The 25,203-nt window shown below is 66.2% G+C and carries 22 protein-coding genes; 16 read left to right on the forward strand and 6 right to left on the reverse strand.

Annotated elements, in window-relative coordinates; all coding sequences use genetic code 11:
- Positions 1 to 195 precede the first annotated feature (195 nt).
- Positions 196 to 849, reverse strand: a complete 654-nt coding sequence (locus CQ050_RS26415; protein ID WP_105559807.1) for a LysE family translocator — start codon at positions 847 to 849, stop codon at positions 196 to 198.
- A gap of 626 nt (positions 850 to 1,475) precedes the next feature.
- Between CQ050_RS26415 and CQ050_RS26420 the strand changes: the two genes are divergently transcribed.
- The 4 genes from CQ050_RS26420 to CQ050_RS26435 all read left to right on the forward strand — a co-directional run bounded on the left by CQ050_RS26420 (position 1,476) and on the right by CQ050_RS26435 (position 4,998).
- Positions 1,476 to 2,012 (forward strand): YaeQ family protein, encoded by a 537-nt coding sequence (locus CQ050_RS26420; protein ID WP_105559862.1) that lies wholly within the window; start codon positions 1,476 to 1,478, stop codon positions 2,010 to 2,012.
- A 113-nt stretch (positions 2,013 to 2,125) separates the two neighbouring features.
- Positions 2,126 to 2,728, forward strand: a complete 603-nt coding sequence (locus CQ050_RS26425) for a TetR/AcrR family transcriptional regulator (protein WP_105559808.1) — start codon at positions 2,126 to 2,128, stop codon at positions 2,726 to 2,728.
- Positions 2,729 to 2,838: 110 nt separating this feature from the next.
- Positions 2,839 to 3,543: an SDR family oxidoreductase gene (locus CQ050_RS26430; RefSeq protein WP_105559809.1), complete on the forward strand. Its 705-nt coding sequence runs from the start codon at positions 2,839 to 2,841 to the stop codon at positions 3,541 to 3,543.
- Positions 3,544 to 3,549: 6 nt separating this feature from the next.
- Positions 3,550 to 4,998, forward strand: a complete 1,449-nt coding sequence (locus CQ050_RS26435; protein WP_105559810.1) for a DHA2 family efflux MFS transporter permease subunit — start codon at positions 3,550 to 3,552, stop codon at positions 4,996 to 4,998.
- 4 nt (positions 4,999 to 5,002) lie between these two features.
- On the opposite strand, the gene CQ050_RS26440 is transcribed toward CQ050_RS26435, so the two are convergent.
- From CQ050_RS26440 to CQ050_RS26455, 4 genes are all read right to left on the reverse strand, one after another.
- The gene (locus CQ050_RS26440) at positions 5,003 to 6,127 is read right to left on the reverse strand and encodes a hypothetical protein (RefSeq protein ID WP_105559811.1); all 1,125 of its coding nucleotides are present in this window, start codon (positions 6,125 to 6,127) and stop codon (positions 5,003 to 5,005) included.
- Positions 6,120 to 6,755: a hypothetical protein gene (locus CQ050_RS26445; protein WP_105559812.1), complete on the reverse strand. Its 636-nt coding sequence runs from the start codon at positions 6,753 to 6,755 to the stop codon at positions 6,120 to 6,122. Before CQ050_RS26445 ends, CQ050_RS26440 begins: the two co-directional genes overlap by 8 nt.
- Entirely contained in the window at positions 6,752 to 7,315 is a 564-nt protein-coding gene (locus tag CQ050_RS26450; RefSeq protein ID WP_199196940.1) for a hypothetical protein, read from the reverse strand. Before CQ050_RS26450 ends, CQ050_RS26445 begins: the two co-directional genes overlap by 4 nt.
- A 74-nt stretch (positions 7,316 to 7,389) precedes the next feature.
- Positions 7,390 to 8,010, reverse strand: a complete 621-nt coding sequence (locus CQ050_RS26455; protein WP_105559813.1) for a chorismate lyase — start codon at positions 8,008 to 8,010, stop codon at positions 7,390 to 7,392.
- A 319-nt stretch (positions 8,011 to 8,329) separates the two neighbouring features.
- Here CQ050_RS26455 and CQ050_RS26460 point away from each other — a divergent pair, with 319 nt between their 5' ends.
- From CQ050_RS26460 to CQ050_RS26500, 9 genes are all read left to right on the forward strand, one after another.
- Positions 8,330 to 9,235, forward strand: a complete 906-nt coding sequence (locus CQ050_RS26460; RefSeq protein ID WP_105559814.1) for a nitrilase family protein — start codon at positions 8,330 to 8,332, stop codon at positions 9,233 to 9,235.
- Between the two features lie 22 nt (positions 9,236 to 9,257).
- Positions 9,258 to 10,424 carry a substrate-binding protein gene (locus tag CQ050_RS26465; RefSeq protein WP_105559815.1) on the forward strand — a complete coding sequence of 389 codons (1,167 nt, stop codon included), beginning with the start codon at positions 9,258 to 9,260 and terminating at the stop codon, positions 10,422 to 10,424.
- A gap of 55 nt (positions 10,425 to 10,479) precedes the next feature.
- The gene (locus tag CQ050_RS26470) at positions 10,480 to 11,313 is read left to right on the forward strand and encodes a branched-chain amino acid ABC transporter permease (protein WP_105559816.1); all 834 of its coding nucleotides are present in this window, start codon (positions 10,480 to 10,482) and stop codon (positions 11,311 to 11,313) included.
- The gene (locus CQ050_RS26475; RefSeq protein WP_105559817.1) at positions 11,306 to 13,123 is read left to right on the forward strand and encodes an ATP-binding cassette domain-containing protein; all 1,818 of its coding nucleotides are present in this window, start codon (positions 11,306 to 11,308) and stop codon (positions 13,121 to 13,123) included. Before CQ050_RS26470 ends, CQ050_RS26475 begins: the two co-directional genes overlap by 8 nt.
- A complete protein-coding gene (locus CQ050_RS26480; RefSeq protein WP_105559818.1) occupies positions 13,120 to 13,833 on the forward strand; it encodes an ABC transporter ATP-binding protein in 714 nt (237 codons plus the stop codon). The genes CQ050_RS26475 and CQ050_RS26480 overlap by 4 nt, the downstream gene beginning before the upstream one ends.
- 61 nt (positions 13,834 to 13,894) lie before the next feature.
- On the forward strand, positions 13,895 to 15,058 hold the full coding sequence (locus tag CQ050_RS26485; protein ID WP_105559819.1) for a transporter substrate-binding domain-containing protein: 1,164 nt from the start codon (positions 13,895 to 13,897) through the stop codon (positions 15,056 to 15,058).
- 2 nt (positions 15,059 to 15,060) lie between these two features.
- Positions 15,061 to 15,687, forward strand: coding sequence for an ANTAR domain-containing response regulator (locus tag CQ050_RS26490; RefSeq protein WP_105559820.1), 627 nt, complete (start codon positions 15,061 to 15,063; stop codon positions 15,685 to 15,687).
- A gap of 34 nt (positions 15,688 to 15,721) precedes the next feature.
- A complete protein-coding gene (locus CQ050_RS26495) occupies positions 15,722 to 17,221 on the forward strand; it encodes a M81 family metallopeptidase (protein ID WP_105559821.1) in 1,500 nt (499 codons plus the stop codon).
- Positions 17,222 to 17,258: 37 nt separating this feature from the next.
- Positions 17,259 to 17,990, forward strand: coding sequence for a pseudouridine synthase (locus CQ050_RS26500; RefSeq protein WP_105559822.1), 732 nt, complete (start codon positions 17,259 to 17,261; stop codon positions 17,988 to 17,990).
- A 98-nt stretch (positions 17,991 to 18,088) separates the two neighbouring features.
- On the opposite strand, the gene CQ050_RS26505 is transcribed toward CQ050_RS26500, so the two are convergent.
- Entirely contained in the window at positions 18,089 to 18,994 is a 906-nt protein-coding gene (locus CQ050_RS26505; RefSeq protein ID WP_105559823.1) for a LysR family transcriptional regulator, read from the reverse strand.
- 341 nt (positions 18,995 to 19,335) lie between these two features.
- Between CQ050_RS26505 and CQ050_RS26510 the strand changes: the two genes are divergently transcribed.
- From CQ050_RS26510 to adeC, 3 genes are read left to right on the forward strand one after another with little or no spacing between them, the layout of a single operon-like run.
- Positions 19,336 to 20,511 carry an efflux RND transporter periplasmic adaptor subunit gene (locus tag CQ050_RS26510; protein ID WP_105559863.1) on the forward strand — a complete coding sequence of 392 codons (1,176 nt, stop codon included), beginning with the start codon at positions 19,336 to 19,338 and terminating at the stop codon, positions 20,509 to 20,511.
- A 14-nt stretch (positions 20,512 to 20,525) separates the two neighbouring features.
- The gene (locus CQ050_RS26515) at positions 20,526 to 23,705 is read left to right on the forward strand and encodes an efflux RND transporter permease subunit (RefSeq protein ID WP_105559824.1); all 3,180 of its coding nucleotides are present in this window, start codon (positions 20,526 to 20,528) and stop codon (positions 23,703 to 23,705) included.
- Positions 23,705 to 25,195 carry an AdeC/AdeK/OprM family multidrug efflux complex outer membrane factor gene (gene adeC, locus CQ050_RS26520; protein WP_105559825.1) on the forward strand — a complete coding sequence of 497 codons (1,491 nt, stop codon included), beginning with the start codon at positions 23,705 to 23,707 and terminating at the stop codon, positions 25,193 to 25,195. Before CQ050_RS26515 ends, adeC begins: the two co-directional genes overlap by 1 nt.
- Positions 25,196 to 25,203 lie beyond the last annotated feature (8 nt).

Raw genomic sequence — 25,203 nt, forward strand, 5'->3', positions numbered from 1 at the left:
CTCCGTCAGTTGCCGCTACCGGCCGCTGGGATGGTGGGTTGCTTTGCGTTTTGGCCTCGGGTGGGGGGGGGCGGAGGAGTTTGCGGGGTCGCCAAAGACGGCCGCGCGGGCGGCCTTTTTTGGCGTTTGGGCGGGCTTGCGTCGGGGCGTTGGCGCTTCGCGAATGCGGGGGGTGCGTGTTTGATCGCTTTGGCGTTAGCGTTTTTCCAGTGCCAGCTTTAGTCCGAATGCGATGAATACCGCGCCTGTCATGCGGTCCAGGCCGCGCATCACGGCGGGGCGGGACAGCCATTTTGCCAAGGGGCGGGTGGCGGCGACCAGCAGAGTGAACCAGAGTACGCCCAGGAGGGCGTGGATCGTGGCCAGCAGCAGGCTGAAGGTCAGCACGTCCGCGCCCGCCGGGATGAACTGCGGCAGGAAGGTGATGTAGAAGATGCCGACTTTCGGATTCAAGGCATTGGTCAGGCAGCCGCGCAGGAACCAGCCGGTGGCGCTGGTGGAAACTGGAATCGGCCGTTGAAGGGCCGGCTTGCCCGCCGCCGCCGCAGGCGCGCGGCCGGGCAAGGTGCGCCACAGCAGTTTGGCGCCCAGATAGAACAGGTAGGCCGCAGCGCAGATGCGCAGCGTGTCGTATGCCAGCGTGGAGACGGCCAGCAGGGAGCCCAGGCCGAAAGCGGCGATGGCGCCCCAAAGCAGGCATCCCGCACAGATACCCAACCCCGCCATCAACGCGCGGCGTCCGCCTTCAACGGCGGCAGTTCGCAAGACCAGCGCCGTATCCAGCCCCGGCGTAATCGTGAGGATGGCGGCGGCCAGCGTGAAGGCGAGCAGAGCGGCAGTGGCGGTCATGATCGGAAGGCGAGGGCGAGGGCGAGGATAGAGGGCCAATAATGCCAGGCCAGGCGCCCACCCGCAGCGCAAAGGCCAATCGCCACTTTAACCCCAGTGCCGGATGGGCGGCGCGCGCACAAAGCCTCCATTCGCAATCCACCGTCCACCGCGCGCCGCCCATCTCTACCTACCCCGGCACTTGAAAGCGCACTAACACCCCCCTTTTCGCATTCGCGCAAGCGACCACCGCCACGACGAGGCAAGGCACGTATGCCGATTTCGGCCGCCCGGGCGGCCGAAATCGGCGGGCCCCGCAAGCGTCTCCACCGACCACGGCTCCAGCAGCGCATCAATCCAAGAAGGCGCCAGCTCGTCGGCGTGGGCGGCATGGGCGCGAGCAACCTCGATGCGCCCGAGGGAATCGGAAGGGAGCCGCAGGCGGACGACGATGACAACGGGGCAGTCCGGCGCCTGCGCGCCGGACCGCAATCGTGGGCGCGAGCGTCCATGCCGCCCACACCGACGAGCGACCGACAACGTGCCAGCCGAGAGCCAGCAAGAATGCCCCGCAAACACCCCCCCGCCGCCAAGCGTTATCATTGCGGCCTTCACGCAATCTGCACGATTTCAACGGATTTTTCGCCATGGCCCTGCGCGCCACCATCTACAAGGCCGAACTTAATGTCGCCGATACGGACCGCCACTACTACGGCAGCCATTCGCTGACGGTCGCCCGCCATCCCTCGGAAACCGACGAGCGCCTGATGGTCCGCCTGGTTGCCTACGCCCTGCATGCGCAGGAAGAACTGGCGTTCACCAAGGGCTTGAGCGACACCGACGAGCCCGACTTGTGGGTCAAAGACCTGACTGGCGCGGTCAAACTGTGGATCGAGGTGGGTCAGCCCGAAGAACGCCGCATCCTGCGCGCCTGTGGCCGTGCCGACGAAGTCATCGTGTATTGCTACGGCGGGTCGGCCAGCAAGATCTGGTGGGACGGCGTGCGCAACAAACTGGAGCGCACCCGCAACCTGAAGGTCATCAACCTGCCGTCGGACCAGAGCCGCGCGTTGGCCAAGCTGGCCGAGCGCACCATGCAGCTGAACGCGAACATCTCGGACGGCATCGTGTACTTTTCGGCCGACAAGGGCGAGGTCAGCGTCGAACCCGAGGCCTGGCGCTAACCGCCGCGCCGACAGGCCTGCGTTTCCGCGTTACACATTCACCCCGGATTTTTCTTGCCCGGGGTGTTTTTGGGGGATTAATATGATGATCATCATATTTTTGGTTCAAGACCATGCCTGGCCCGTCCTCCCGCAAAGCGCTTTCTCACGAACGCATCGTCGACGCCGCCGCGCGCGCGATCCGGCGTGAAGGCTACGCGGGCGTCGGCGTGGCCGACGTCATGAAAGAGGCCGGGCTGACCCATGGCGGCTTCTACGCGCATTTTCCGTCTCGCGACGCATTGCTGGCGGCCGCCATGGAACGCGCCGGCCGCGATGGCGCGGCGCGTATGTCCCAGAGCATCGCCCGCCGCCGGGCGGAAGGGGCCAGCCCCTTGCGCGCCTGGGTCGAGGCTTATCTGGGCGAGACGCATTTGAAAAGCTGTGAAGGCGGCTGCCCGGTATCGGCGCTGGCTTCCGAAATTCCCCGTCAGTCGAGCGAGGTGCGCGAGGTGTCCGCGCTGCGCGTGCAGCGCCTGATGGATGCCGTGCGGCAGGTGCTGCCCGAGACTGCCGGCGACCATGCGGCCGCGGCCGTGACCAGTACGTTGGTCGGTGCCTTGCAACTGGCCCGGGCATTGGGCGACAACGCCGAAGGGCGCGCCGTGCTGGCGTCCGCCCGCCATGCCATCCTGGACCAATACGACGACCGCGAGGCCAGTTCCTCGTCCACCTGAAAATCCCTTATCCAAGGCCGCATTGCGCGGTCTTTTTACCGGTCAAAAATATGATGATCATCATATTTTATAGACGCTAGTTGCTGTATCCACCCCAAGGACATCCCATCATGGATCTCAAGAATGCAGTGGTTTTGATTACCGGCGCCAATCGCGGCTTAGGGCTGGCATTTGCCCGCGAAGCGCTGGCCCGCGGCGCGCGCAAAGTCTATGCCGGCGCGCGCGATCCGTCGACGGTCACGTTGGCCGGCGTCGAAGCGATCAAGCTGGACGTGACGAACCCGCAAGACGTGGCGGCGGCGGCCGCGCATGCGTCGGACGTGACGCTGGTGATCAACAACGCGGGCGTCGCCGAGATCGGCAGTTTCATGGCCGAGGGCAGCATCGAATCCGCCCAACGCCATCTGGACACCAACCTGTTCGGTTCGTTGCGCGTGGCGCAGGCGTTCGCGCCGGTGCTGGCGGCCAACGGCGGCGGCGCGCTGTTGAACGTGCTGTCCATCGCCAGCTGGATCACGGGTCCGCTGCTGAGCGTGTACGCCATGAGCAAGTCGGCCGCCTGGGCCATGACCAACGGCCTGCGCAATGACCTGCGGGCGCAGAAGACGCAGGTGGTGGGCCTGCACATGGGCTTTGTGGACACGGACTTGAGCCGCGGCATTGATGGCCCGAAGTCCACCCCGGCGTCCATCGTCGGGCAGGCGTTCGACGGGCTGGAGGCAGGCGCCGAGGAAGTGTTGGCGGATGAACGCACGCGCCTGGTCAAGCAGGGCTTGTCCGCCGAGCCGGCGGTGTACCTGAAAGCGCTGGGGTAGGCCATCATGCGCGCGACTGCCCGCTCCGCCTCTGCCGCTTCGCCGGCGGCCCCCTCCGCCAACGACCCGGCGATCAACGCCGCGAATACGCCCGTCGCGGCGTCTCCCTGGCCCGTCTTCTGGGTCGCCAGCATTGCCGTGTTCCTGGTGTCGCTGGATGGCACGATGCTGTATGCGGCATTCGGCGCCTTGCGCGCCGGCTTTCCCCAGGCGTCGGCGGCGGACATGTCGTGGGTGCTCAACGCCTACACCGTGGTGTTCGCCGCCATGTTGATCCCGTCCGGCGGCCTGGCCGACACCCATGGCCGCAAGCGCATGTTCATGGTGGGCGTGGTGCTGTTCCTGGCCGCTTCCGCCGCGTGCGGCCTGGCGGGCAGCGTGGGGTGGCTGATCGCCGCCCGCGTGCTGCAGGCCGTGGGCGCGGCGCTGCTGACGCCGGCCTCGTTGTCGATCGTGCTGGCCGCCTTTCCGGCTTCCCAGCGCGCCGTGGCGGTCAGCCTGTGGGGCGCCGTGGGAGGCCTGGCCGCGGCGGTCGGCCCCAGTCTTGGCGCGTTCGTGGTGGACGTGGCCGGCTGGCCATGGGCCTTCTACATCAATCTGCCGCTGGGCGCCTTGTCGCTGTGGTATGGCGCGGGCCTGCTCAAGGAATCCGTGAAACCCGATGCGCGCCGCCGCGTGGATGGCGTTGGCATGGCGCTGCTGGTTGTGGCGGTGGGCGCGCTGGCGCTGGCGATCGTGCAGTCGGAATCGCCGTCGTGGACCCGTGTGGAACTGGGCGTGGTGGCCGCCATGGGCATCGTATCCATGGGTGCCTTCGTGGCCTGGGCGCGCACCACGCCGCATCCGCTGGTCGATCTGTCGCTCTTCAAGCACCGCACCTATCGCTATGTGAACCTGGCCACGCTGAGCTTTGGCATTGCGTTCGCGATGATGTTCTTCGCTTTCTTCTTCTACATGACCGGCGTCTGGCATTACAGCCTGCCGCGCGCCGGCCTGGCCGTGACGCCTGGCCCGCTGCTGGTGATGCCCACGGCGATCCTGACCGGCAGGCTGGCGGCGCGCATGGGCCACCGCCCGTTCCTGGTGGGCGGCGCCCTGATCTATGCGGCCAGTGGATTGTGGTTCTTGCTGGTCCCGGGCGAGCAACCCGCTTATTTGACGCAATGGCTGCCGGGCCTGCTGCTAAGCGGCATCGGCGTGGGCATGGTGCTGCCGTCGCTGTCGGGCGCGGCCGTCAGCCGCCTGCCGGCGCAACACTACGCCGTGGGCAGCGCCGTCAATCAGGCGACGCGGCAGGTGGGCGGTGTGATGGGGGTGGCGATCACGGTGCTGATGCTGGGGCATGGCGCGGTCAGCCATGCGGATTTCTCGCCGCTGTATGTCGGGCACGTCGCCTTGGCGCTCTTGACGGCCTTGCTGTGCCTGGCGGTGGACACGCGGCCCCGCCAGGCGTGATACGTCACTGCGTGCAGGCGTCCGGCGCCAGATTGGCCGGGTCGCCGCACGCGTTCCATTGCGTGGGCGTCAAGGCTGGCACCAGCGCGACGCGCCCCATCGGGTCGAAATAGAACAGGACCCGGCCGGGATGCTGGTGCATGGCCTGCCAGATCTGTTCTTGGGCCTGCGGCGTCACGTGCGCCGTGCCTTGCGCGTCGGTTTCACCCTTGGCCAGCACGGCCTGCAGCTCGGGGTCCCAGGACGATTGGTCGTCGCCGTCCATCGGTACGTCTTCGGGAATGCGCACGATGCGCCACGCCACGCCCGGGATCTCACCCGGCATCGCCGCCATATGTTCGCGCAGGCGCGGGTACAGACGGTCGGGGCGCGTAGCGGGTTCGGGGTAGGCAAGAGGCTCCGCGCTATCGTTCGGCGCGGCGAACGCGGAATATTGCCGCACGTAGCGCTGCGCCGGCTTGCCTTGCGCGTCGAAGGTCTGGACCGCCAGCGGCTGGCCAGGCGATAGCGTGTCGATGACGCGCAGCAGACGGCCCGAGGCGTCGTGCAGATAGTGGCGGCTGACGCCGGGGCCTTTGGCGTCGCCGCAGCCGTCGTCGATGAAGGTGGTCAGCACGCCTTGCGCGTCGCGCTGCAGGCAGGCGCGGCGAGTCACGGCGTAGGGCTGCGCGCTGGACGCTCCCGTCAAGTCGTATTCGGTATAGGCCGCCAGCGCGCCCGCCGCGTCGTAGGCCAGGCGATAGCCGCTTTCAAGCACGCTCCTGCCGCGGATTTTGCCATAGCGTTCCACCCGGCACAGCTTGCCGTCCGGATCGAAGTAGAGGCGCGTGGGCGCGGCCGCGCCTGCGGTTTCCCGAACCTGGTAGGCCGGCCAGTCGACCTTGTCGGCCCAGGTGTGGGGGGTGGGGTCGCCGCGCTCTTCGGTCCATGCCAGCTTGCGGTTCGTGGGGATGCGTTCGCCGCGCTTGCCCAGCAACACGCGGTCGTCCGTCAGGTCCACGGACACCGGCACGGCCGGCAACGTCGAGGGCACGGAAAAATCAGCATCTACTGGCCCGCACGCCGCCATGGCGGTCGGGGCCAGCAGCGCCTGGGCCGCCAAGGCAAGGGCGATCGGCAGCTTACGCATATTGTTGCGCGTCCATGTACTTCACCAGGTCCCAGAATTCCCGGGACACTCCGCCCAGGCGGAGCTTGCCCTGCGTGTCCTCGAACAGCAGGAACGGGTACGCGTCGCGAGTCAACACGCCGGGTTCCGGAAGCCGATAGGGCTTGAAGACCTCGGGGTTGCTGAAGTAGCTCTCCAGTCGGCCGCCGCCATCCACATGCATATAGCGCACACGCAGCGTCTGCTGCTTGAAGGCGGCCTGGGTTTCGGGATAGATGCCGCCGTCGCCCGCGACGACGGAATGCGACAGCGCCGCCATGAATACGCGCTGGATGCCGACGAAGCGGATTTCACCGTGCGTGCTGTCGCCTTGGGCGCGGGCCAGCTCCTTCACCACCTGCGAAGCGCGCGAACCGGGCACCAGCGTGTTGGCGAACAGCTTGTCGACGTCGGCATTCTCGCGATCGGGCATTTGGAGGAATTGCTGGAAATCCCGCCGGAAGTCTTGCAGCCACTGCTGATAGCGTTGATTCTCCAGCTGGCGATCGAAGGTCTGTGCGACGCTTGCGCCGGCATGCAATGTGAACAGGCTGGCCATTGCCAGCAGCCAGAAACGTCGGAACCAGAATCGGCGGGCGATAGCGATCATTGCAAGGGTTCCGAGGTGGCATCCGACCTGGCGTGCGACCCGGCATCGACCGTCTGCTCGCGCTGGCGACCGGGCCAGCCATAGAACCAGACCGTGCACAGGAACGCGCCGACCATACCGGGCAATGCACCCACGAAGGCGGGGAATAGCAGCTCCGTCCACTGGAATTCCCGGCTGCCGAATCCGGCCAGGAACAGGAATCCGTACAGGCCGCCCGCCACCGTCATCGTGCCTAACGCGCCCCACGAGGGACGCGCGGGTTTGAGCGCGCCGGCCACGATGCCGCACAGCAGCGCAGGCACGACGCCGAAGACGTAGAACCATGGCAGGCCGAAGATGGCCGTCATCAGGTTCTGGGCCTCCAGGGTGGCGATTGCGACCCCGATCATCAGTGCGATCCCGCCGATGGCAGGCGCCGTGAAAGCGTACATGATCGCACCGGCGACAAGGTCGCTGACGATGCGGCGGCGGGTGTCGTCGGGGCGGGGCCGCCGCAGGCGGTAGACGACGGCGGCAGCGATGCCAAGCAGCAGCAGGCCGAGAACGAGGTAGAGTCTCATTGCCTTATTCTGGCACAAGAGTCAGCGCGCGATGACCGCGCGCGGAAATATGCCTGGCATTGCGCGCCGGCGCTTCAGCGTGGCGTGCGCTGATGCGGGACGAGGGGCGGTACGGGCTGGTTGGCGATCAGTTCCCAGAAGCCGGGCAGAAAACACTCGGCCACCAGCAACGGCTGGCCTTGGCGCCAGAACACGGACCGCCGCGCCCAGATGCGGGTGGCGTCGCGGTCGCGCTGCTCGGGCGGCAGCACGCCGCGCGCCGTGGCGTGGAACGGCACCGGCGAGGCCAGCCGGCGGCATGCGAACGGCGAACGAATGACGGTGCTGTCGTGGTACAGCATGTCGGCCAGTGGCCGGGTCAGCAGCCGGCGCATGCCTTGCCACGCCCCGTGCGACGCGCCAAGCGGCGTCAGGCTGCGGGCGGGCACGCTGTCCACGCCGTTCACCGACATCAGGACTTCACGGATCCACACGGGGGTGCCGGGTGCGATGCCCATTGCGCGGGCTTCATCCAGGGGCGCGCCATCGGCATGCTCGGCCACCACGCGCAGGCGGACCTGGCCCACCTGGCGTAGCCCGGCGGTCAGCGCGCCGGGGCGGAACAGCCAGTGGCGCACGGCGGGCGGCAGGACGGGCGGGGCGATGGCGAGCCAGCCAGCGGCAAGGGGAGGGTGATGTGCTGCGGGTTTCATCATGGCTGCGTATTATGCCAAGCCCGGCTGACGGCCCCAATGCGTCGCAGTGACGCAGCGTGGGCGCCGCCGGGAAAAGGCGGCTTGGGCGCGACGGCCGGCGCGCGATTCCAGCGTTCGGGAAAGCACTTATTGTCCCGGGCGCGGCCGTCTCTCTATTATCAGCCCACGGTCAAGATTGATCCGAATGCCTTCAAGGCATGCAGCACCCCGCAGCAATAATTGCTGCTTGAACATTCAGTATGGCTATAGAAGCCCCCGACTTGCACGCGATGCGTGGTCGGGGGCTTTTTCGTTTTCAATTTTCGAAGAGGGAGATCGCATGCAAGCGTCGGATTCGCAACGTTCCCCGGTCGAGGCGACCTGGGTGGCCAGTGTGCAGATGGCTCCCGTGATCGGTGACGTCGCCGCCAATGTGGCCCGCTCGGCCGACATGGTGGAGCAGGCCGCCGCGCAAGGCGCGCGGTTGGTGGTGCTGCCCGAACTGGCCAACACGGGCTATGTGTTCGAAAGCCGCGAAGAGGCTTATGCCCTGGCCGAGGCGGTGCCCGGCGGCCCCAGCTCGCAGGCATGGATCGCGCTGGCGCAGCGGCTGGGCATCTATCTGGTGGCGGGCATCGCTGAGCGCTGCGGCGACCGGCTGTACAACGCCGCGCTGGTTGCCGGCCCGGCCGGATATCTCGGCACCTATCGCAAGCTGCATTTGTGGGGCGACGAAAACCTGTACTTCGAACCCGGGGACCTGGGCCTGCCGGTGTTCCATACCGAGCTGGGCCGCCTGGGGGTGGCGATCTGCTATGACGGCTGGTTTCCCGAGGTGTACCGCGTGCTGGCGGTGCGGGGCGCGGACATCGTGGCGGTGCCGACCAACTGGGTGCCGATGCCGGGGCAGACGCCCGACGGGCCGGTAATGGCCCATGCGCTGACCATCGCGGGGGCGCACAGCAACGGCTTGACGGTGGTGTGCGCCGACCGCGTCGGCACTGAACGCGGCCAGCCGTTCGTGGGCCGCAGCCTGATCGTGGGATCGCAAGGCTGGACGGCCGCGGGGCCCGCCAGCGCCGATCAGGAAGAAATACTGCTGGCGCCCATCGACGTGAAGGCGTCGCGCCGGGCGCGCCAATTGAACGATTTCAACCACGTGCTGCGCGACAGGCGCTGCGATCTCTACGACGAGCAACTGGGCGCAGGCGAGGCCCCGCGGCAACGTCAAGCGCCGGGCATTTAGCCGACTTCCAAGGAGCAACCTCATGAAACCCCTGTTCAGCAGCTTCCGCATCCGCTTGTCGTCCGTCGTGTTACTGGCCGGCGTCGCCGGCGCGCACGCCGCGGAACCCTTGCGCATCGGCGTGCCGGTCGGCCTGTCGGGCGCCAATAGCGTGGTGGCGCCCGGCGTGGTGCAGGCGTCGCAGTTGGCCGCCGACGAGATCAACGCGGCCGGCGGCATTCTGGGCCGTCAGATCGTTCTGGAGATCGCCGACGACGCGTCGGGTGCCGTCGGCGCCCAAAAGGCCTACGACACGCTGGTATTCCAGAAGAAGGTCGACGCGATCATCGCAATGGAGACTAGCGCGGCCCGCAATGCCGCGCTGCCCATCGTGTCGCGCGGCAAGGTGCCGTACATCTATACCTCTTTCTACGAAGGCCGTTCGTGCAACCGCTGGATGCATGTGAACGGATGGGTGCCCGAGCAGCAGGTCGCGCCCGTGGTGGACCACTTCATGCAAGAGCGTAAAGCCAAGACCTTCTTCCTGGTCGGCAGCGACTACGCCTTCGGCCGCGGCATGCTGAAGTTCACGCGGGCGTATATCGAAAAGCAGGGCGGGCGCGTGGTGGGCGAGGAATACCTGCCCATCGACGGTTCGGACTGGACGCCGGTGGTGTCGAAGATCCGCTCGGCAAACCCCGATGCGCTGATCAGTTCGACGGCGGGCGGCGGACCCAACGTCAGTCTGGCCAAGCAGATCAAGGCGGCGGGGCTGTCCATGCCCTACGGCAACCTGGCGATCGACGAGGGCACGGCCAAGACAATGGGCGATACGGCGGTGGGCATGTACATGTCGGCGTCTTACCTGACCAGCATCGATACGCCGCAGAACCGCAAGTTCCTGGATGGCCTGAAGGCGAAGTTCGGCAACGACGCCAAGACCGCCAATGAATTCTCGGGTCCGCAATATGAGGCCTTCTACCTGTACAAGGCGGCTGTCGAGCGAGCAGGCGGCCTGGATCCGCAGAAAGTGGTGCAGGCCCTGAGCGAGGTGTCGTTCGATGGCCCCCGCGGCCCCGTGAAGATGGACCGGCAGCGCCACGCCGCGCTGACCATGCGCCTGGGGCAGGTGCAGCAGGACGGTTCCATCAAGATCCTGCAGACCTTCAATCAAGTGGACCCGGGCGCGCAATGCCCGGACTTGAAGTGACCTTGCCGTAACGTGACAAGCGCCGCCGGCCTGCCGGCGGCGCCGGAGACCGATCATGGGTTTGATGCTGGACATCTTGAGCACGGCCGCCATGCTGTTCATCGTGACGTCGGGGTTGATGATCATCTTCGGCGTGATGAAGATCGTCAACTTCGCGCATGGGGCGATTCTTACGCTGGGAAGCTATGCCAGTCTGGTGGTGACCCAGCTGGGTTTGAATCCCTGGCTTGCGCTGCCGGTGGCGCTGGCGGCCGGCGTGCTGGTGGGCATGGGCGTGGAACGCCTGATCGTTCAGCCCCTGTACAAGCGGCCGCTGGACGCCATCCTGGCCACCTGGGGGCTGGGCATCGTGATCGGCCAGCTCATCACGGTGGCCTTCGGACGCGAGGTTCAATTCGTGGATTCGCCGATCCAGGGAGCGGTGTCTTTCCTGGGCACGGAGTATTCGGCGTATCGCCTGTTCCTGGTGCCCGGGGCGCTGCTGATCTATGCGGCCATGACGGTCCTGTTGAACGGCACGCGTTTCGGCGTGCGTACCCGCGCCGTCATCATGAACGAAGACCTGGCGCGCGGCCTGGGCATCAACGCCGAACGCATCCGCTTCACGACCTTTGGCCTGGGCGCCGGGTTGGGCGCGCTTGCCGGCGCGCTGATCACGCCGCTGTCCAGTGTGGACCCCAACATGGGCCTGCCGTGGCTGGTCAGCGCCTTCATGCTTGTCATGGTGTCGGGCCACTCGATCACCGCGCTGTTGCTGACCTGCCTGGTCTATGGCGCTTGCCAGGTGCTGGTGAGCATTTTCGTCAGCCCGATCCTGGGCGGCGTCACCATCGCCGTATTGGCCGCGTTGACGCTGCGCCTGCGTCCCCAAGGATTCGCCCATGACTGACCATTCGCTTGCACGACCGCGCGAGGCCGGCACGGCGCACCCGGCGCGCATCCGGCGCGGCCAGGGGCTGCCGTGGTTGGCCGGCATGTGCCTGGTCCTGACCGTGGCGGGCCCCTGGCTGTTCGACACCTACTTGCTCAACGTGCTGATCAAGGCGCTGTTTTTCGCGATGGCGGCGGTGACGGTGGACGTGCTGTGGGGTTACACGGGGCATCTGACCTTTGGCCAATCCGCGTTTTTCGGGGTCGGCGCCTACGCGGCCGGCCTGGCCTTCACGCATTACGGGTTTTCACCGTCGATCGCCATCCTCGCCGCCTTGGCGGCGGTGGGCGCGGCGGCGCTGCTGGCGCTGGCCACGGGCTGGCTGTCGTTCTATCGGGGGGCGTCGCCCTTCTTCGCAACCGTCATCTCGCTGGTGCTGCCCATCGTGCTGATGCAATTGGTGCTGGCCGGCGGCACCTACACCGGCTCGTCGTCGGGCCTGACGGGCTACGAGACATTCGACCTGTCGCTCGAGGCCTGGTATGTGATCGCGGCCGGCTCCCTGTCTGTCGTGGCCTTGCTGGCGTGGGTGGTGGTGCGCAGCGACGGCGGCCGCATCCTGGTGGCGCTGCGCGACAACGAGTCCCGTTGCAGCTATCTGGGCTTGAACACCGCCCATTGGCGCATCGTGCTGCTGGTCGTGTGCGGCGCGGTGGCCAGCCTGGCGGGGTTTGGCTATGGCGCGTTCAGCGGCGTGGTGGCGCCGGAACTCACGGGATTCGTGTTTGGCACCGAGCTGATCATCTGGGTGGCGCTAGGCGGACGCGGCACCATCTGGGGCCCGGTGCTGGGGGCCGTTCTCATCAACGTGGCGGGCTCCTACCTCAGCGGGAACATGCCGTTCCTGTGGCAGTTGCTGCTGGGCGTGACGTTCATCCTGGTCATCCTGCTGTTGCCGCGCGGGTTGTTGCCGCTGTTGACGGCGCCGTTCTTGCGGCGCGGCCAGGCGGCCGTGGTGCCGATGCTTGGCACGCGCGCAGGCCAATCGCAGCCGGCCAACGGCGCGTCGCGGGCATTGAGCCTGTCTGGCGTGGCCAAGCGTTTCGGCAGCCTGAAAGTGCTGGAAGGGATCGACCTGCAGGCCCGGGGGGGCGAACTGGTGGGCTTGATCGGCCCCAACGGTGCGGGCAAGACCACCCTGATGCGCTGCATCGCCGACGGCGCCGAACGGTCTGAAGGCGACTTGGAACTCTACGGCCATCGGGTGCTGCGGGACGGGCCCGAGCAATGCGTGCGCTATGGCCTGGGGCGAAAGTTCCAGAATGCCAATGTGTTCGACACGATGACCGTGGCGGAAAGCCTGCGCATCGCGACGACCCTGCGGGAGCAACCATCCTGGTGGCGGCGTTCGCCCACGTTGGACCTGCCGCCCTACGCGCTGGAAGTGCTGCGCGTGACCGGGTTGGACCACTGCCTGGCCAGCGTGGCCCGCGACCTGTCGCATGGGCAGCAACAGGCGCTGGAGCTGGCGATGGTGCTGGCGCTGGAGCCGCGCATCGTCTTGCTGGACGAACCCACGGCAGGCCTCTCCAAGGCCGAACGGTCACAGATCGGCCAGATGCTGTCGTCGCTGGCGCATCAGTACGGCCTGTGCTGCCTGCTGGTCGAACATGACCTGGATTTCGTGAAGGAAGTGGCGACGCGGATCGTCGTCTTGCACCAGGGCCGCATCGTCATGGACGGGAGTTTCCAAGAAGTCGTGGAATCGGAATTGGTGCGCACCATCTATGCAGGTAGCGCGCAGGCTGCGCAGGGGGCAGGGCAATGACGAGCATCGCACCGGCATTAAGCCTGGAAGGCGTGTCCAGCGGCTACAAGGGCGCGGTGGTGTTGAACGAGGTGTCGCTATCGGTCGATCGCGGCGCGTGCGTCGCGCTGCTGGGCAAGAACGGCATGGGCAAGAGCACGCTCCTCAAGACGGTCATGGGATACCTGCCCAAGTTGCGCGGGCGCGTGCGCCTGGGCGCGGTCGACGCCACGCGGTTGCGTCCGCATGAAGTGGCGCGCTGCGGCGTCGCGTATGCGGCGCAGGAACAGCCCTTGTTCCCTGACCTGAGCATCCGCGACAACCTGCGCCTGGGCCTGCCGCGCGATGACCTCTTTGACGAGCGCTTTGCCGATATCGCCGACCTGTTTCCGGTGTTCTCGACGCGCCTGCGCCAGCACGCCGGCACCTTGTCGGGCGGCGAGCAAAAGATGCTGCTGGTGGCGCGTGGGCTGATGCAGCGGCCCGAACTGTTGCTGCTGGACGAAATCACCGAAGGGCTGCAGCCCTCGGTGATCGAGCGGCTGGGCCGCGCCCTGAACTGGGAACGCGAGCAGCGCGGCACGACCATGCTCATCGTCGAACAGAATGTCGCGTTCGCGCTGGATGTGGCCGACCGCTATCTGGTGCTGAAACAGGGGGCGATCGTGGACGAAGGCGAGGCTGGCGCGCCCGAGGCCATCGGCCATATCATTGATCATCTGAAGGTATGAATGCCGCCGCACCCGCTTCTTCACGGGCCGGCATGCTCGATTCACGCATAAGGACGCAATCATGACCTCGCTCCAGGACCAGGACGCGGAACGGCCCGGGTGGCGCATCGGCGTGCTGTACTCGCGCAGCGGCGTGACGGGCACGACCGAATCGCAGCATTTCTTCGGGACGGTGCTTGCCGTGGAAGAGATCAACGCCTTGGGCGGCGTGTTGGGCCGGCCGCTTGCGCCCGTGGTGTACGACCCCGGCAGCGACGCCGAAGAATACCGCCGCCTGGCGGCCCGCCTGCTGCTGGATGACGAAGTCAGCGTCATCTTCGGGGGCTGCACCTCGCATTGCCGCAAAGCGATGCTGCCCGTGGTTGAACGCAGCAATTCCCTGCTTTGGTACGGCTCGGTCTACGAGGGCTTCGAGTATTCGCCCAACGTCATCTACACCGGCGCGGCGCCCAACCAGGGCAGCATGCAGCTGGCGGCCTACCTTATCCAGAACTGCGGTTCGCGCATCTTCCTGGTGGGCGCGGACTACATCTATCCGCGTGAAACGAACCGCATCATGCGCGAGACCGTCGAAGAGCATGGCGGCGAGATCCTGGACGAAACCTATCTGCCCCTGGGATGCGACGAAAGCGACATCATCGACGTGGTGGCGGACATCCGCCGCATCCAGCCGGACGTGGTGTTCTCCACGCTGATCGGCGCGGATGCGCAACGCTTCTATCAGCGCTACCACGAGGCCTGCCAGCAGGCGGGGGCGCAAACCGCCCACATCCCCATCGCCAGCCTGACCATGGCGGAATCCGAGGTGGCCGAGATCGGGCCGCAGCGTTGCGTGGGGCACATCACCGCCGCCACGTATTTCAATACCGTCGATACGCCCGCCAACCGGCATTTCCTGTCGCGTTGGCGCGAGCGTTTTGGCGACCAGCCCGCCAGCGTCTATGCCGAAACGTGCTACAGCCAGGTGCACCTGTTCGCGCGCGCATTGCAGCGCGTGGGCAGCATGGACACCCGCAAGCTCGTGCAAGCGGTGCATCAGGTGCAATTCGACGCGCCGGACGGGCGCATGTCCATCCTGGCCGAGAACAACCACTGTGTACTGACGCCGCGCATCGGCGTGTGCCGGGCCGACGGACGTTTCGATATCGTCTGGGAAAGCGACCAGCCGGTGAAGCCGGACCCTTATCTGACGGCATTCGGCCTGGACGAATTCTGGTTGAAATGAGCATGGACCATAGCCTTCGCCGCCTCTACGAGGACCTGCGCAGCGTGGCCGTCGCGGTGGTGTATCCGCCGGGCGAAGACCGCGATGTGCTGGTCGAACAGCTCAAGCGCATCGGTTGCCGCATCCATTTGCACTGGCCGTTCCCGGATGCCGCGCCGGCCGGCGCCGACGTGATTTTCTTCCAGGTGTCGCAGTGCGTGCAGAACAGCTCGGCCTGGTCGGCCAGCGAAGTCGAGGCCACCTTGATCGCGCTGTCCGAATACGAAACGCCCACTACGCTCAAGCAATTGCTGAAGACCAATGCCCATGGGGTGCTGACGCGGCCATTCCGTTCGGCGGGCATCCTCAGCACCCTGGTGCTGGCGCGGTCGGCCAAGCAGTTCCAGAACCGGCAGCAGGTCAAGATCGACAAGCTGGAAAACACCATCAAGGCGCGGCGCGTCATTGAAAAGGCGATCCGCGTGCTGATGGATCACCAGCGGCTGGACGAACGCGCGGCCTATGAGCACATGCGCACGCGTGCCACGGGTTTGCGCGTCAGCGTGGCCGAAGTCGCCGCGATGATCATCGAGGCCAGCGAAGCCATGGAAAAGCTCGGCCTGGGCGGCACCCGCCCAGGGCCGCCGTAAATGGGCTAAGTGCCTGCCGGTAAAGAGGAAAACAATGAAAGTCATGATTGCCCGCTTGAACCACGAGACCAATACGTTCTCACCCGTGCCGACGCCATTGGCGGCGTTCGGCAACGATGGCCCCGCCTTCGGCGCGGCGGCCTACGAAGAGAACAAGGGCAAGCGCACGGCCATGTCGGCCTTCATCGACATCGCCGAGGCGAACGGCGCGTCGGTGGTCACGCCGGTGTCCGCCACCGCGTATCCCAGTGGCCGGGTGGACGCGAAGGCCTATCGCAAGCTCTGCGACGAGATCGTGGCCGGCGCGCGTGGATGCGGCGCCATTCTGCTGGACCTGCATGGCGCCATGGCGGTCGAAAGCACCGACGACGGCGAGGGCGACCTGCTGGAGCGCTTGCGCCAGCAGACGCCCGACGTGCCGATCGCCGTGGCGCTGGACCTGCACGGCAACGTTACGCCCAAGATGATGGCCAACGCCGACGTCATCGTCAGCTTCAAGACCTACCCGCACGTGGACATGTACGAAACCGGCGACCACGCGGGCCGCATCCTGTTCGACTGGCTCAACGGCGGGCCGCGCCCGGTGATGGCGTGGCGCCGCCTGCCCTTGATGACGCACACTTTGCGCAGCGCCACGGCGCAAGGCGCCATGCGCGACGCCGTGCAGGCGGCCCGGCGCGCCGAGGACGCGGGCATGTTGGCCGTATCCGTGCTGGCGGGGTTCGCCCTGGCGGACATTCCGTATCCATGCCTGAGCGTGGTGGTGGTGGGGGCGGGCGAGCCGGCGCTGGCCGAGCAGGCGGCGGCCGGGATGGCGCAAGGCATCTGGGCGGGGCGGGACGGCTTTTTCTACGACAGCGAACCCCTGGCCGATTCCCTGGCCCGGGCCGTCGAGCTGGCGTGCGGGGCGGGCAAGCCGGTGTTGCTGCTGGATCATGGCGACAACTGCATGTCCGGCGGCACCTGCGACACCATGGAGGTGCTGATGGCGGCGGTGGAGGCCGGTTTGACGGGCATTGTCGCGGGCCTGTATTGCGATCCCGCGGCCGTGGCGGCGCTGACGGCGGCGGGCGAGGGCGCCCGGGTCGATATCCTGGTGGGCAACAAGCGGCCGATTCCGGCCATCGGCCGGCCGGCGGCGCCAGTGCGGCTGCAGGGCGTCGTCGGGGCCATAACCGATGGCCAATACGTCATCACGGGGCCTACCTATACCGGGCAGACGGCGTGCATGGGCCGCAGCGCCGTGCTGGATATCGGCGCGGCGCAACTGGTGATCACCGAGCGCACCCACGAACCCTGGGACCTGGGCGTGTTTGAAAGCATGGGGCTGGACCCGCGCCGGGCCCGCTTCGTGCTGGTCAAATCCCGCATGTACTGCCGGCCGGTGTTCGAGCCCATTTCACAGGCGCTGGTGGAATGCGCCAGCGCCGGCGTCACCAGTTCGGATTTTTCCCTGTTCCCGTACGAACGCCGGCGCCGTCCGCTGTATCCGCTGGATCCCATGGCGCCGTCCGACTACGACCCGTCGGCCTGAGCGGCAGGCCGGCGGGCGTCCGCATACAATACCGGCCATGGAAAAAGTACGCATCTCCAAGCTCATGTCCGAGCGCGGACTCTGCTCGCGCCGCGAGGCCGACAGCTATATCGAACGCGGCTGGGTCCGCGTGGACGGCGCCGTGGTGTCCGAACTGGGCGCCCGGGCCTACCCAGACCAGGTCATCACGCTTGAGCGCGCCGCGCAGGCGCGCCAGACCTCGCGGGTCACGATCCTGATCAACAAACCGGTCGGCTATGTGTCCGGCCAGGCCGAAAAAGGCTACACGCCCGCGGTGGCGCTGATCGATTCCCGCTCGCGCTTTTCAGGCGACCGGGCGCCGCAGCGCTTCGAACGCGCGCACCTGGACGGGCTGGCCGTGGCCGGCCGGCTGGACATCGATTCCCAGGGCCTGCTGGTACTGACGCAGGACGGCCGCATCGCCAAGCACCTGATTGGCGAAGACTCCAGCGTCGACAAGGAATACCTGGTGCGCGTGCAGGGCGACCTCTCGGACCGTGGCCTTGAACTCTTGAATCACGGCCTGTCGCTGGACGGCCGCGCGCTAAAGCCCGCGCAGGTCCGTTGGCAAAACCACGACCAACTGCGATTTGTGCTGCGGGAAGGCAAGAAGCGGCAGATCCGCCGCATGTGCGAACTGGTCGGCCTGAAGGTCGTGGGCTTGAAGCGCGTGCGGATCGGCCGCGTGTCGCTGGGCGACCTGCCCCTGGGCCAATGGCGCTATCTGCGGGACGACGAAGGGTTCTGACCCCCGTTGTTCCGGAATGTCCGCCGCTCCGTCGACGGGCGCGGCCGCGACGCCTGCGCGGTGATCGGCAGATTTTTCAATCTGTTTCCAAGACGCCGTTATTTCATGAAAGCGGGGGTATTCTTCGCTTGCCCGTCGCTGCCCAGGCGCTCCATCAGGAACTCGATGAAGATCCGGGTCTTGGCGGGCAGAAGCCGAGTTTCGGTGACCGCATAGACAGGGAAGGGCCCCAGTTGCCAGTCCGGCAGCACGCGCCGTAATTGGCCCGACTGCTGTTCGGCCATCTGGCCGCCCACCAGCACCGCGATGCCCGCGCCCAGCATGGCCAACCGGCGAGCCATGGCGACGCCATTGACTGAAAACCGGTTGCCCGGCGTGAACTCGATGTGCTGATCGCCGTTGGAAAGCGGCCAGCGGGTCACGCGGCCAGCGCCTTCGGCGCGGAACTCTATGCACTCGTGGCGGGTCAAGTCGCTGGGGTGCCGCGGTTCGCCGTGCTTCTGCAGGTAGTCATGCGAGGCATACAGATGGGCAGGCAGCATGCCCAGTAGCCTGGCAATCTGCGTCGAATCGGGCAGGTCGCCGATTTCGATGGAGATGTCGCAAGTCTGGAATACGCGCGATGCGTGGTCCGGATTGGCAAGATCCAGGAAAAACGTGACGTCGGGATAGCGGCGGGAGAACTCCATGAACGATTCAGCCAGGAAGTCCGTGCCGAAATCCGCAGGCATGTTGACCCGCAGCGGCCCGGCTGGCGTATCCACCAGCTTCTGCAGTTCTTCATGGGCGATCTGGGCTTCGGCGACGATGCGCTGGCAGCGTTCGAAGTACAGCCGGCCCGCGTCGGTCAGTTCCACCTTGCGCGTGGTGCGGCTGAGCAGCCGCAAGCCAACGGATCGCTCCAGTTCGGCCACCTGGCGAGACAACGTGGACTTGGGGACGCCCAGCGTCGCCGCAGCGCGGCTAAAACTGTGCGTCTTGGCCACTTCCACGAAGAGTTCCATGCCTTGTAAGCGTTTCATGGCGAGATTCTGTCATAGGCCGGGGATGAATAATTGTCCCATAAATGGAATGATGTTTTCTTAATGTGCCCCTTTGTTTCCACGGCGGGATAACGCAGAATGCGAGTTCTGCAATGCAGCAATGCGACTAAGCCCACCCTGCGTGTTCAACGCGAATCCACCCAGTTGATGCACTGCCTTGCCAGTTCGGGCGCGGCTCGGCGGCGTTTTGCCGCTTGGTCTTCCCGGGGCAAAAAGCCCTTTGGGGCAGCAAGCCCGCGAAAGCGAGTGCAGCGTGGGGTCTCATATTTTTTGGAATGCAATCTATGAACAAGAAAAGCGCTATGTGGCGCGGCGCGGCGATCGTCACGCTGACGGCATCGGCTCTCACCCTGGCCGCTTGCGGCAAAAAGCAGGACGCGCCGCAGGCGGGCAAGCCGCAAGTCTCGGTCGTGACCCTGACCACGCAGCCCGTGTCCCTGACGACGGAATTGCCGGGCCGCACCTCCGCATTCCGGGTTGCCGAAGTCCGGCCCCAGGTCAACGGCATCGTCCAGAAGCGCCTGTTCACCGAAGGCGGTGAGGTCAAGGCGGGCGAACAGCTCTATCAAATCGATCCCGCGCTCTACCAGGCCAGCGTCGATAGCCAGAAGGCCGCCCTGGCCCGCGCCCAGGCGCAGCAGAAGACTGCCGGCTTGCTGGCCGAACGTTACAAACCGCTGGTGGCCACCCGCGCCGTCAGCCAGCAGACCTATGACAACGCCGTCGCGTCGCGCGACCAGGCCGCCGCCGACGTGATGTCGGCCAAGGCCGCGTTGGACACGGCCCGCATCAACCTGGTCTACACCAAGGTGCTGTCGCCCATCGACGGCATCATCGGCCGGTCCTCGGTGACCGAAGGCGCGCTGGTCACGGCCAACCAGACCGGCGCGTTGGCTGCAGTGCAGCAAATTGACCCGATCTACGTCGACGTGACCCAATCCAGCGTTCAGTTGCTGCGTTTGCAGGACGCGCTGGCCAGCGGTCAATTGAAGAAGGCCGACGGCGAGCAGGCCGCGCTGGTCACGCTGACGCTGGAAGACGGTTCGCAATACAAGCAGACCGGCAAGCTCCAGTTCTCGGAAGTGACCGTGGACCAGGGCACCGGTTCGATCACGCTGCGCGCGGTGTTCCCGAACCCCGACCGCCGCCTGCTGCCCGGTATGTTCGTGCGCGCCCGCCTGGCTGACGGCGTGGCCGCCGACGGCCTGCTGGTGCCGCAACGCGGCGTGACCCGCAACCAGCGCGGTCTGCCGACGGCGCTGGTGGTCAACGCCAAGAACCAGGTTGAATTGCGCGAATTGAAGACCGACCGCGCCATTGGCGACAAGTGGCTGGTCACCGACGGCCTGGCCGCCGGCGACAAGGTCATCGTGGAAGGTCTGCAGATGGTGCGTCCGGGCGTCGAAGTCGTCGCCACCGAAGCTGGCGCCAACGCGCAGCAGCCGCAGGCGGCGAACGCCGCGCCGGCCAAGCAGTAATCAGGGAGCCATGCATGGCAAAGTTTTTTATCGATAGGCCGGTTTTCGCCTGGGTGATCGCGATCGTGCTGATGATGGCCGGCGCGCTGTCCATCCTGCAATTGCCGGTCTCCCAATACCCCAACATCGCGCCGCCGGCCATCGGCATCGCGGTGACCTACCCGGGCGCTTCCGCGCAGACGGTGCAGGACACCGTGGTGCAGGTGATTGAACAGCAGATGAACGGCTTGGACGGCCTGCAATACATCTCGTCGGAAAGCAATTCCGACGGCAGCATGTCGATCACGCTGACCTTCAAGCAAGGCACCAATCCGGACACCGCGCAGGTGCAGGTGCAGAACAAGCTTGCGCTGGCGCAGCCGCTCTTGCCGCAGGAAGTGCAGCAGCAGGGCATCCGCGTCACCAAGGCCACGAAGAACTTCCTGATCGTGGCGGGCTTCGTGTCCACCGACGGCACGATGACCAAGGACGACCTGGCCGACTACGTCGCCTCGTACGTCCAGGATCCCATCAGCCGCACGCAGGGCGTGGGCGACTTCCAGCTGTTCGGCTCGCAATACGCGATGCGCATCTGGCTGGACCCCGCCAAGCTCGTCAACTACGGCTTGACCACGGTCGACGTGGTGGCGGCGATCAAGGAACAGAACGTGCAGGTGTCGTCCGGTCAGCTGGGCGGCCTGCCGTCCGTGCGCGGGCAGCAGTTGAACGCCACCATCATCGGGCCGTCGCGCCTGGAGAAGGCGGAAGATTTCGGCCGCATCCTGCTCAAGGTCAACGCCGACGGTTCGCAAGTGCGCCTGGGCGATGTCTCGCGCATCGAACTTGGCGGCCAGACCTACGCCATCGACAGCTTCTACAACGGCAAGCCGGCATCGGGCCTGGCAATCAAGCTGGCCCCGGGCGCCAACGCGCTGGACACGGCGCAGGCGGTGCGGGACACCATCAATAACCTGAAGCCGTACTTCCCGCCGGGCATGGACGTCGTCTACCCGTACGACACGACGCCGTTCGTCAGCCTGTCCATCCATGAAGTGTTCAAGACGCTGGTGGAAGCCATCATCCTGGTCTTCCTGGTGATGTACCTGTTCCTGCAGAATTTCCGCGCCACCATCATTCCCACGCTGGCCGTGCCGGTGGTGTTGCTGGGCACGTTCGGCGTGCTGGCCGCGTTTGGCTATTCCATCAATACCTTGACGATGTTCGGCATGGTGCTTGCCATCGGCCTGCTGGTGGACGATGCCATCGTGGTGGTGGAAAACGTCGAACGGGTGATGGCCGAAGAGGGCTTGACGCCCAAGCAGGCCACCCGCAAGTCCATGAGCCAGATCACCGGCGCGCTGATCGGCATCGCCATGGTGCTGGCCGCCGTGTTCATCCCGATGGCGTTCTTTGGCGGCTCCACGGGCGTGATCTATCGCCAGTTCTCGATCACGATCGTGTCGTCGATGGTGCTGTCGGTGCTGGTGGCCATCGTCTTCACGCCGGCCTTGTGCGCCACCTTGCTCAAGCCCATCCCGAAGGGCCACCACGGCACGAAGAAGGGCTTCTTCGGCTGGTTCAACCGCACGTTCGAGCGCAGCAGCAACGGCTATGCCAATAGCGTCGCGCGCGGGCTCAACCGCACCAAACGCCTGATGGTGGTGTACCTGGCGCTTGTCATCGCCATGGGCTGGCTGTTCACCCGCATCCCGACGGCGTTCCTGCCTGCGGAAGACCAGGGCATCTTGTTCGCCCAGATCCAGACGCCGGCCGGCGCCACCGCAGAGGCCACCAAGGCCGTCATCGACGATGCCACGAAGTATCTGCTGACCGAAGAAAAAGACGCCGTGACATCGGTGTTCGCGGTGAACGGCTTCAACTTCGGCGGCCGCGGCCAGAACGCGTCCATCCTGTTCATCAAGCTGCGCGACTGGGAAGAACGCGGCGACGCCAGCCTGAAGGCCGGCGCCGTGGCGGCGCGCGCCAACGCGCACTTCGGCAAGACCGAGCGCCGCGCGCAACTGTTCGTGGTGCCACCGCCTTCCGTGATGGAGCTGGGCAACGTCACCGGTTTTGACTTCCAGCTGATGGACCGCGCCGGCGTGGGCCATGAAAAGCTGCTTGCCGCGCGCAATCAGTTGCTGGGCGAAGCCGCGAAAAGCCCGGTGCTGATCGGCGTGCGTCCGAACGGCATCGAAGACGCGCCGCAGTACCAACTGGACATCGACCGCGAAAAAGCGCGGGCGCTGGGCGTGGCCGTGTCGGACATCAACAGCACGCTGGCGACCGCGTGGGGGTCGTCGTACGTCAACGACTTCATCGACCGCGGCCGGGTGAAAAAGGTGTTCGCGCAGGGCGAGGCGTCGTCGCGCATGCTGCCGGAAGACTTGAACAAATGGTATGTGCGCAATAACGCGGGCGACATGGTGCCGTTCTCGGCATTCTCGAAGGCCACGTGGAGCTTCGGCCCGCAGAAGCTGAACCGCTATAACGGCGTGCCGTCCTACAACATTCAGGGTCAGGCGGCGCCGGGTTACAGCTCGGGCGCGGCCATGGAAGAAATGGAAAAGCTGGCGGCCAAGCTGCCGGTGGGCGTGGGCTTTGAATGGACGGGGCTGTCGTTCGAAGAACGCCTGTCGGGCTCGCAGGCGCCGGCGTTGTATGCCATTTCGCTGATCGTGGTGTTCCTGTGCCTGGCGGCGCTGTATGAAAGCTGGTCCATCCCGACGGCCGTCATGCTGGTGGTGCCGCTGGGGATCATCGGGGTGCTGTTGGCGACCTTGATGCGGGGCTTGTCCAACGACGTGTACTTCCAGGTGGGGTTGCTTACCACGGTGGGGCTGGCGGCCAAAAACGCCATCCTGATCGTGGAGTTCGCCAAGGAACACTTCGAGTCCGGCGCCAGCCTGACGGAGTCGGCCATCCACGCCGCGCGCCAGCGCCTGCGCCCGATCCTGATGACGTCGCTGGCGTTCATCCTGGGCGTGACGCCGCTGGCGATCTCGTCGGGCGCGGGCTCCGGCAGCCAGAATGCCATCGGCACGGGCGTGATCGGCGGCATGCTGACGGGCACGTTCCTGGCGATCTTCTTCGTTCCGGCCTTCTTCGTGATCATGCTGCGCATGTTCAAGGTCAAGCGCATGAGCGAAAACCAAGACAAGCACGACACCAGCGCCAACGGCTCGCAGGAAGTGTCCGCCGAAGGACAACCGTAATGAAATTCCAGATGAGAACTTTATTGTCTGTTTCCCTGGCGGCAGCCCTGGCGGGCTGCTCGCTGGCCCCGACCTACGAACGGCCGGACGCGCCGGTCGACGCCGCCTATCCCACGGGCCCGGCCTACAAGGCCGACGGTTCGCAGGCTGCGCAAGGGATGTCCACGGCGGATATCGGCTGGCGCGATTTCTTCAGCGATCCGCTCTTGCAGCAGCTGATCGAGCTGTCGCTGGCCAACAACCGCGATCTGCGCGTGGCGGCCTTGAATGTCGAAGCGGCGCGGGCGCAGTACCGCATTCAGCGCGCCGATCTGATGCCCAGCGTGGGCATCGCGGGCCAGGAAACGGCCCAGCGTTCGCCTGCGGACCTGTCCGCCAGCGGCCGCGCCACCACCAGCCACAGCTATCAGGTGGGCGCCGCCATGTCGGCCTGGGAGCTGGATCTGTTCGGCCGCATACGCAGCTTGAGCGACAAGGCGCTGGAGTCCTATCTGGCGCTGGATGAAACCCGCACGGCAACCCAGCTGACGTTGATCGCCGAGGTGGCCAACGCCTATCTGACGCTGCGTGCCGACCAAGAACTGCTGAGCCTGACGCGGGACACATTGAAGAGCCAGGAAGATTCCTTCAATCTCACGCAGCAAAGCTACGACCAGGGGCTGTCCACCGCGCTGGACCTCAGCCAGGCCGAAGTGTCGCTGCGCACGGCCCAGCGCAACCTGTCGCAATACACGCGCCAGGCTGCCCAGGACCGCAATGCGCTGACGTTGCTGGTGGGCCAGCCGATGTCGCCGGAGATCACGGCGGCGCTGGACCAGGCCGTCAGGCTGGACGACGGCATGCTGCCGACCACCTTGCCCGCCGGGTTGCCATCCGACCTGCTGGCCCGGCGCCCGGACATCCGTGCGGCCGAACACCAGTTGAAGGGCGCCAACGCCAACATCGGCGCGGCGCGCGCGGCGTTCTTCCCGACCATCAGCCTGACGGGCCAGGCGGGCACCGCCAGCGCCAGCCTGGGCGGGCTGTTCGAAGGCGGCTCCGGCGCCTGGAGCTTCGTGCCCCAGATCACGGTGCCGATCTTCGCGGGCGGTTCGCTGCTGGCGGGCCTGGACCTGGCGAAGGTGCAGAAGAACATCCAGGTCGCCCAGTACGAAAAGTCCATCCAGACCGGCTTTCGCGAAGTGGCGGACGCCCTGGCTGGCCGCGGCACGCTGGACGACCAGATCCAGGCGCAGCGCTTGCTGGTTGACGCCAACCAGCGGGCCTACGACGTGTCCGACCAGCGTTTCCGCCAGGGTATCGACGACTACCTGAGCGTGCTGGATTCACAGCGTTCGCTGTACACCGCGCAGCAGACGCTGGTGGATACGCGCCTGGCCCGGTTGTCCAACCTGGTGACCTTGTACAAGGTGCTGGGCGGCGGCTGGACTGAACGCACGGCCACGTCCGCGCAAGCCGCGCCAGCGGCGGGGGCCGGCGCCGGGTCGTAACCGGCAAG

Origin of the sequence: Achromobacter sp. MYb9, assembly GCF_002975275.1 — a bacterium.
Lineage (GTDB): Bacteria > Pseudomonadota > Gammaproteobacteria > Burkholderiales > Burkholderiaceae_B > Achromobacter.

Bases quoted from the DNA above. Each gene is read 5' to 3' on its own strand.
- CQ050_RS26415 (WP_105559807.1), bottom strand. From the start codon at position 849: ATGACCGCCACTGCCGCTCTGCTCGCCTTCACGCTGGCCGCCGCCATC.
- CQ050_RS26420 (WP_105559862.1), top strand. From the start codon at position 1,476: ATGGCCCTGCGCGCCACCATCTACAAGGCCGAACTTAATGTCGCCGAT.
- CQ050_RS26425 (WP_105559808.1), top strand. From the start codon at position 2,126: ATGCCTGGCCCGTCCTCCCGCAAAGCGCTTTCTCACGAACGCATCGTC.
- CQ050_RS26430 (WP_105559809.1), top strand. From the start codon at position 2,839: ATGGATCTCAAGAATGCAGTGGTTTTGATTACCGGCGCCAATCGCGGC.
- CQ050_RS26435 (WP_105559810.1), top strand. From the start codon at position 3,550: ATGCGCGCGACTGCCCGCTCCGCCTCTGCCGCTTCGCCGGCGGCCCCC.
- CQ050_RS26440 (WP_105559811.1), bottom strand. From the start codon at position 6,127: ATGCGTAAGCTGCCGATCGCCCTTGCCTTGGCGGCCCAGGCGCTGCTG.
- CQ050_RS26445 (WP_105559812.1), bottom strand. From the start codon at position 6,755: ATGATCGCTATCGCCCGCCGATTCTGGTTCCGACGTTTCTGGCTGCTG.
- CQ050_RS26450 (WP_199196940.1), bottom strand. From the start codon at position 7,315: ATGAGACTCTACCTCGTTCTCGGCCTGCTGCTGCTTGGCATCGCTGCC.
- CQ050_RS26455 (WP_105559813.1), bottom strand. From the start codon at position 8,010: ATGATGAAACCCGCAGCACATCACCCTCCCCTTGCCGCTGGCTGGCTC.
- CQ050_RS26460 (WP_105559814.1), top strand. From the start codon at position 8,330: ATGCAAGCGTCGGATTCGCAACGTTCCCCGGTCGAGGCGACCTGGGTG.
- CQ050_RS26465 (WP_105559815.1), top strand. From the start codon at position 9,258: ATGAAACCCCTGTTCAGCAGCTTCCGCATCCGCTTGTCGTCCGTCGTG.
- CQ050_RS26470 (WP_105559816.1), top strand. From the start codon at position 10,480: ATGGGTTTGATGCTGGACATCTTGAGCACGGCCGCCATGCTGTTCATC.
- CQ050_RS26475 (WP_105559817.1), top strand. From the start codon at position 11,306: ATGACTGACCATTCGCTTGCACGACCGCGCGAGGCCGGCACGGCGCAC.
- CQ050_RS26480 (WP_105559818.1), top strand. From the start codon at position 13,120: ATGACGAGCATCGCACCGGCATTAAGCCTGGAAGGCGTGTCCAGCGGC.
- CQ050_RS26485 (WP_105559819.1), top strand. From the start codon at position 13,895: ATGACCTCGCTCCAGGACCAGGACGCGGAACGGCCCGGGTGGCGCATC.
- CQ050_RS26490 (WP_105559820.1), top strand. From the start codon at position 15,061: ATGGACCATAGCCTTCGCCGCCTCTACGAGGACCTGCGCAGCGTGGCC.
- CQ050_RS26495 (WP_105559821.1), top strand. From the start codon at position 15,722: ATGAAAGTCATGATTGCCCGCTTGAACCACGAGACCAATACGTTCTCA.
- CQ050_RS26500 (WP_105559822.1), top strand. From the start codon at position 17,259: ATGGAAAAAGTACGCATCTCCAAGCTCATGTCCGAGCGCGGACTCTGC.
- CQ050_RS26505 (WP_105559823.1), bottom strand. From the start codon at position 18,994: ATGGAACTCTTCGTGGAAGTGGCCAAGACGCACAGTTTTAGCCGCGCT.
- CQ050_RS26510 (WP_105559863.1), top strand. From the start codon at position 19,336: ATGTGGCGCGGCGCGGCGATCGTCACGCTGACGGCATCGGCTCTCACC.
- CQ050_RS26515 (WP_105559824.1), top strand. From the start codon at position 20,526: ATGGCAAAGTTTTTTATCGATAGGCCGGTTTTCGCCTGGGTGATCGCG.
- adeC (WP_105559825.1), top strand. From the start codon at position 23,705: ATGAAATTCCAGATGAGAACTTTATTGTCTGTTTCCCTGGCGGCAGCC.